Here is a 6,657-nt window from a genome sequence, read left to right as displayed (position 1 = left end):
GCAATAGGATTTTTTAATAAGTTTGATGGTTCATTAACGGTTATTACATTAAAATGTATCAATCCAATAATCAATAAGTGTATGATAAAACTCCCCAAAGCAATCCATAAGATAACTCGTTCACTATTTTCTTTAGTTTCTTTTGAAAGAAGTTTTTGATAAAGTTTTTCCAAGATTTTGGCTAAGTCCATATGGATGTTTTAATTCAAAATATGCGATGGTGTATCTTAATTTTTTAATACGAGAAAGGCTGCTACCGTTTTGCCGCTTGGCAGTTAAAATAAATATATCAATTATTAAATGCAAAGATAGACATAAGAAATGAATTTATAAATAATTATTTTTTTTCAAAGAAAAGCAGGAGGTAAACTATTGGCGATGGTCGGATTTTCAGCATCTATCACGAGCAAATTGATGCGGAGAACCAAATTTTGATGAACCATCCCACACGTGCGGCATCTGCAGAACACCGAACCGCCACTTTCTCCAAACCCGTATTAACGATTCGTTGTTTTTTTCTCTTTTAGGATATTCCAAATTAATATTGCAGATAGACCTGTTAATATTGCGAAAAATTTCTCAAAAAAAGTTTTTGCAAAAAGGTTCCCAATGGTATTCAAAATAAAAATGGCAAAGAAAATCCACAATATTCCATTTACTACTTTGTTTGATAATTTGAATTTAACGAGGTTGCCTTTCATTAACAATACCCAAGATAAAAACACATTTATAAGAATTGATATTGTTTCAAAAACATACATTTCTGCATCATTTGTAAGTCTTCCACCCCAAGTTATGTCATAAGGAATAATTTTTAAAATAATACAAATATGAAATAGGATTACAGCCAGCAGCAATCCTAAAAATGCCTTAATTGCGTATTTTGAAATAAAATTCATATTCCGTTTTTAATTATAGTTAAGCTCGGAAAATAGAGCAGTTGTTAATTTATTCATTACTGGCGAGTATTTTTATCTAGCGACTTTATAAACTCGTCAACGTATTGCTGTAATTGCTTTAATGCGGTTTCTTCCATTGGGTAGTGTCCGCCATCTTTTAGCATTTTTATGGTGAACGGCGCTTTAATTCCTTCCATTGAAATTTCACTTAAATACAACGGTGTCCAATCATCTTTTTCGGGTTGTGTTAAAAGAATAGGACATTTGTCAAATGCGGTAACCGGAATAGGTAATTTGTAATGCGTATAGTCATACAAAAATTGAAGTTGAACGCTTGCGCCTGCCGATGCGTTGTCTTTCAGTAAAATGGATAACGCTTTTTTATTATTTACCAGAAGATTCATTTTAGAAACGAATTTCATTGGTAACCGGATTCGTTTGAACCCAATTTTGTTTAATAAGCCCATCATAGGAAATGCAAACCAATTGGACCAACCGAATTTTGCCGTTTTTCTTCCTACCAATTTGTTGTCATTTTTCAGAAAACACATTCCCACAATACCATGAACTTCGTCCATAAAACAAGCGGAATTGTAGCAAATCATACCCCCAGCACTGAGTCCGTAAAGCACTGGTTTTTTGTAATCCCGTTTCGTTTCTGCATTCACAAAGTCCGCAAAGCAATGCACCCAATGATCATAAGTAATATCCTTTTGATGGACTTCGGTCATTCCATAGCCCAAGTTATCTATCGCAACGACATCATAGCCCAATTCGGCCAACTTGTGCCCCAAAATCATATTCATTTGTCTGCCGTTTGTACCTACGCCGTGATGCAGAAAAATCCGATATTCGGAATTTGGATTTGGATAGCGGTCAAGATGCATTTTGTTTCCTTTCCAATCCCATGATTCTTCAAGTGGAAGATGGGTTTCTTTGATTTGAAAATCCGAAGGAAGCATAGCGTTTATTTCTTTCCAAGCCGTGTTTGATTGATATTTTTTCATGACCGTTTCTGTATTTATTGTTTGTAAATCCGAGTTTTGAGCCTTAACTTTTTGAAGACCGAAAACTATAAAAGCAAAGATAACTACTTTTTTTGTCATGGTTATTTTTTTAGTGCAGTAAGCATATTTTCCACCGAGTTGGTTCGTGTCCCCACGAAACATTTTCGTACCTTTTTTATTTTTGATGCAAAAATATTATTTTCCATATTACGTGCATGAATTTTATATTTACTATTTTAGCTTTTTTTCAATTTCTACAAGCTACTCCATTTTTTAAATTTCGGTTTGAGAGGAGACGAACCGAGGAGGAGGTCCTGCGAAGCAAAATAGGAATTCCTTTAAAATAAATTTAGAGAGATGAATAAACCCTAGCTGTTAGTGGCAGTTAATTTTTATTGTCGTTTAAATCGTTTAAAAAATGTCCAAATTACTTCACAAGCATTCATATCTTGACTTGTCTTTCCAATAATGGCTTCATTTAAATATTGATAACCTTGTGGCCAAGTATGTCCGCCATTCAAAACTACGTAACTCACTACTTCACTTCCGTTTGTTCCGTTAGAATAGACTCTTTGTTTTATCGTTGTTCCGTCATTTGAAATGTCTGGTAAGTCTGTTATTGTTGGTGTTGTGTTACAACCATTAATTGTTACCCATTTGTCTATGGCTTGAAAATGAGACAAAACAGTTCCTCCTGCTGTACCACCTGCGGTCATTTGTCCACCTGTGAATGGAACAAGTGGGTCGGTTGTTCCGTGTATATAAATTGCAGGAACTGGTCTACCCGGATTACAACTTGTTGCAATCGTAGTTGCTTCAATTGTGGCAGCATCAACAGCAATAGCGGCTATTCTATTACTTAATTCACAGCCCAAACGTGAAGACATAAAACCACCATTAGAAATTCCTGTTGCATAGATTTTTGTTCCGTCAACCGAATTATTTGCAATCATATAATCACACATTTGGTTGAAAAAACTCACATCGTTAATTCCTAATTGATTTGGTGTTGTCGGTCTTCCATCGTTCCAATTATTTTGAATTCCAGCAGGATAAACCAATACAACTTTGTCTCTGTCAGCGATAGTTTTGAAATTAGCAATGTTTATCATTCCTTCTGGTGTTCCACTTCCTCCATGAATTGCAAAAATCATTGGCATTTTTCCAGCGTTGTTGTAACCTGTTGGTAGATATACAATAAAACTTCTTGCGTTTCCGTCAACTGTAAGGTTCACTGTTTTTTGTTCACTTGCTTTGTCAGTAGGTGTTGTTGGATTGTCATCTTTGTTACACGAAATAAGTGTAATCAGAAATGTCGTAAGTAAAATTATTTGTCTCATTTTTATTTTAATTTATCTCTTTTAGACGTTTTACGTGTCGTTTGGTTTAATTGCCACTAACGGTTTGGGGCTTGCCGAAGGTGGGGGATTAGAAGCACGAAGTTTCAATTTAGCACTAATGCTCATTAGAAGCACAAATGTTGAATGAAGCACTTCAGCCCCACTTTTGGCAAACCCTTGTTAGCGGTTCGTTGTTTATTTTTTCTTTATTCCAATTGCTTCCATTTCTGCTTTTGTAATCATTTCTCGTTCTCGTAATCTGTCCATATCTCTTTCTATCATCATCCTTTTGTCGTTCATCATAAACCTATCATATAATTCAGGGGAATCTAGCTCCATACATAAATCTTTTATTGGTCTGCTTAACTCCTCCATAAACATCATACTTTCTTTACCACCATACTTCATCATTCTAAACTGCATTTCTTGTATTGTTTCAATTAGTCGGTGAATTGTTCCTCTTGAAACTTCTCCACGTCTTGGCAAACGTTTTGAGTTAATTCTTGTCAATTCTAAAACTTCTTCTAGAATATCTCTTTCAGTCCTTACATTACTATTGTTATTCTCTTCAACGTGATTTTTTAATATTTCATTTATTTTTAGTTCTAATTTTGGCCACCACATTTCAAATACATCATTTAAAACTGCTGATTCTAATTTAGATTCAGAACCTGTATTGTTTATTGTTGTTAAAAGTTTTTTGAAGTCAGTTTTATCAAACCTAGTTGCTTGAAAACTTGTTAAAGGACCTGTTAAGTCTGCATTGTCTAAATTAAATAAAATTGTACAAACATTTGCTTTTCCAAAGTTCTTTGATAATGCACCTGCTTCAAATAAAATCCAAGGCTTTGTAATATTGTCTTTTGTTAAACATATAATACCAGCATTAGAACTTTCTAATTCATTTGCTATTTCTGTTGACCACCGAGTTCCTTTCTCTATGTCATTAGGTGTAAAATATGGTTTCACAAATTGCAAAACTCCTGGAAGCCAAAGTCTAACTTCTTCTGCTAGTTTTTTACTTAATTCACCACTCCAACTTATAAATACTTTTGACGCCATATTTGTTTGTTATTTTTAATTTTTCGTTTTCTGTTCGTGTCGGTTTACAATGACCGCTAACGTTTTCGGGCTTGGCGAAGGTGGCGATTTTCACCACAAATGGTATTGCGGAGAACCAATGTTTGATTAACCACAAATGTGTCTGCGGAGCACTGAACCGCCACTTTTGCCAAACCCGTGTTACCTGCTGGCTTTCTGTCAAAGTGAACGATAATATCCCGTTTTATAAATTTCAATTGGTTTGTTTTTAAAAGTGAAATTCGTTTTTGTCCACATATCTGTCTTTATGCCATCTTTTGTCGTGTATCTGTTCTCTTCTCTTAGTTTTTCGAATGATGTTTTGCATATATAAATAGAATAGGGGCTATCTGCTTCATCACTTAGCTTAGATCCTAAATTTGGTGGGTCGCCAATCCAAATTAAGTCCCTTGTGTTTTTGTCGTATCCAACACCAGCTTTTGAAACCATTGCTGTCCCAGTCGCAATACCAACTCCAAGAGAAAATTTGTCATTAGATAAGGCTGCTTTAATTTTGGGTTGTAGAATATCATAACGACAACCAACCATTTTCATAGCACAATTAATTGCACTATTAAGTTTACTACTTCCCGCAAAAATTGCAAGAACTCTGTCTCCGTCAAAACTCCTCACTTGTCCACCGAAAGTTTTTATACACTCAACCATACAGTGATGGTAAGCTTTATAAATTTTCGTTATAGTCTGCAAACGATGTACGTCTGTGAATGAAGAAGAGCCTCGCATATCAACATATAAAAACGTAAACTCACCTAAAAATCCAGAGTTTCCGTGAGTAAGTCGGCTGTCCGGTTTATTTTCAATATCTGGTATTTCATCAATATCATATTGAGTGAACTGTTCTTTAAGAACGGCATCAACTTTGTCTTGTATTTCTTTACTTGTCATTATGCGAAAAATTTGATTATTACTAAAGCAAAGAAAAATAATAATTGCACTTGCAATGCAATAAGGCTTTTCTTGTAAAACTTAAATTTCTTATCCGCTATTTTTGAGTTTTCAAAAACTTGATAAAGAAGGTCAGATTGGAAACCAGGTTCGTCCAATTTTGTATAGTCACTAATAAAATCTTTTACTTCAACTCTTGAAGCAATATGTTCAAAATAAATTGTCTTAGATACTGAATTGCCTGTATGATTGTCCTTTCTTGGTGAAATCGTCAAAATCGAAAAAACAATAAATATCAAAAATGAAACGAAAAACAGTCCAAGTATGATTTTAGAAATAAGGCATAAATCAAAAAGTCCTTGAAAATTGGTTAATATGAATGTTGTTGTCACACCGCTAATTATAAGCAATACATTGATTTTAGTGTCTGCAAACTTTATGAGGTTTTGCACATTGTCAAGCAGCTTGAATGCTAAGTCTGTTTTTCTGTTGTCGTCCATAGTATTTGAATTAATAATGTCCAATTGTAATTTCCATCACCTTCTTTGCACTATTCCAAATGAGTTCTGAATTCATTGCAACAAATTTGATAGGATGAGGTGAGCCTAATTTTATATCAGCTAACTCTAATGTATCTTTACTAATTGTTAGATATAACTTTATTTCATAAGCGTCTTTTCTGTTGAATGGTATCAATTCAAAATCGATTTCACTAGACGTGTTATCAAATTTAATATCACTTTTTAATAATACAGTGTGGTGTCTATCTTGAGGTACAGTCTCAATTTTTACAACCTTTATGTTTTCAGGTAATGTGATGCCACAAATGAATTTCTCAATGTCTTTATTACCGCTATTCGTTAATAATACTGTCGCAATGAAAAGGTTGTCAAAATGATAGGTTTGTGTCGCTCCAGAAAATGTGATTTTTGTAATTTCAGTATTCGAGATAGCATCAGGATAAAATATTTTGTCAATTTGAATTTTATGTCCAACTGATTGTATCTTGTTCCGATAAGTTGTTACTATCATTGTAATAATTGCTCCAACTGCACCACCTCCGAGAAGTGGTAATAATATTTTTAGCCATTCCATTATTGTATCTGTTTGTCCATTTGTTACTAAAGTGTCCATTCTTGGTGTCGTTTTTTAAGCTTGCAGGTAACTTAATAAAGTACGAAATTAAAACAAAAAAATTAAAATGCTGAAAAAATTTTTATCTTCTTATTAATTATTTGATATTCAAAGGTATGTGAATTAAAAAATATTGCGTAAATATAATAGTTGAAAAATATAAATAATTGCGTACTTTTACAATTTGATTTTTTCAAACTAATTGTTTTGCGTAATAATTTTAATTTGTTATTATAGGCAATTATAATACCATTTTCACAATTGGTATATTTTTTTTCGATTTATTTCAAT

General features: G+C 33.4%; 7 protein-coding genes and 1 pseudogene. All 8 read right to left on the bottom strand.

The window, feature by feature from the left end:
- Positions 1-191: pseudogene (locus ACIQ11_RS07945) on the bottom strand (hypothetical protein); the annotation flags it as partial.
- 306 nt (positions 192-497) lie between these two features.
- Complete coding sequence (locus ACIQ11_RS07940; protein WP_396154127.1) at positions 498-899, bottom strand: hypothetical protein; 402 nt, start codon at positions 897-899, stop codon at positions 498-500.
- 56 nt (positions 900-955) lie between these two features.
- On the bottom strand, positions 956-2,068 hold the full coding sequence (locus tag ACIQ11_RS07935) for an alpha/beta hydrolase (RefSeq protein WP_396154126.1): 1,113 nt from the start codon (positions 2,066-2,068) through the stop codon (positions 956-958).
- Positions 2,069-2,298: 230 nt separating this feature from the next.
- Positions 2,299-3,246, bottom strand: coding sequence for an alpha/beta hydrolase family esterase (locus ACIQ11_RS07930; protein WP_396154125.1), 948 nt, complete (start codon positions 3,244-3,246; stop codon positions 2,299-2,301).
- Between the two features lie 195 nt (positions 3,247-3,441).
- Entirely contained in the window at positions 3,442-4,308 is an 867-nt protein-coding gene (locus ACIQ11_RS07925; RefSeq protein WP_396154124.1) for a toll/interleukin-1 receptor domain-containing protein, read from the bottom strand.
- Between the two features lie 198 nt (positions 4,309-4,506).
- Entirely contained in the window at positions 4,507-5,232 is a 726-nt protein-coding gene (locus tag ACIQ11_RS07920; protein ID WP_396154123.1) for an adenylate/guanylate cyclase domain-containing protein, read from the bottom strand.
- Entirely contained in the window at positions 5,232-5,732 is a 501-nt protein-coding gene (locus ACIQ11_RS07915; protein ID WP_396154122.1) for a Pycsar system effector family protein, read from the bottom strand. Before ACIQ11_RS07915 ends, ACIQ11_RS07920 begins: the two co-directional genes overlap by 1 nt.
- A 10-nt stretch (positions 5,733-5,742) precedes the next feature.
- Positions 5,743-6,366: a hypothetical protein gene (locus ACIQ11_RS07910; protein WP_396154121.1), complete on the bottom strand. Its 624-nt coding sequence runs from the start codon at positions 6,364-6,366 to the stop codon at positions 5,743-5,745.
- Positions 6,367-6,657 lie beyond the last annotated feature (291 nt).

This window comes from Flavobacterium sp. (assembly GCF_044361065.1).
Taxonomy (GTDB): domain Bacteria; phylum Bacteroidota; class Bacteroidia; order Flavobacteriales; family Flavobacteriaceae; genus Flavobacterium.
This window is presented reverse-complemented; position numbering and strand designations above follow the sequence as displayed.

Bases quoted from the DNA above. Each gene is read 5' to 3' on its own strand.
- ACIQ11_RS07940 (WP_396154127.1), bottom strand. From the start codon at position 899: ATGAATTTTATTTCAAAATACGCAATTAAGGCATTTTTAGGATTGCTG.
- ACIQ11_RS07915 (WP_396154122.1), bottom strand. From the start codon at position 5,732: ATGGACGACAACAGAAAAACAGACTTAGCATTCAAGCTGCTTGACAAT.
- ACIQ11_RS07930 (WP_396154125.1), bottom strand. From the start codon at position 3,246: ATGAGACAAATAATTTTACTTACGACATTTCTGATTACACTTATTTCG.
- ACIQ11_RS07910 (WP_396154121.1), bottom strand. From the start codon at position 6,366: ATGGACACTTTAGTAACAAATGGACAAACAGATACAATAATGGAATGG.
- ACIQ11_RS07925 (WP_396154124.1), bottom strand. From the start codon at position 4,308: ATGGCGTCAAAAGTATTTATAAGTTGGAGTGGTGAATTAAGTAAAAAA.
- ACIQ11_RS07920 (WP_396154123.1), bottom strand. From the start codon at position 5,232: ATGACAAGTAAAGAAATACAAGACAAAGTTGATGCCGTTCTTAAAGAA.
- ACIQ11_RS07935 (WP_396154126.1), bottom strand. From the start codon at position 2,068: ATGTTTCGTGGGGACACGAACCAACTCGGTGGAAAATATGCTTACTGC.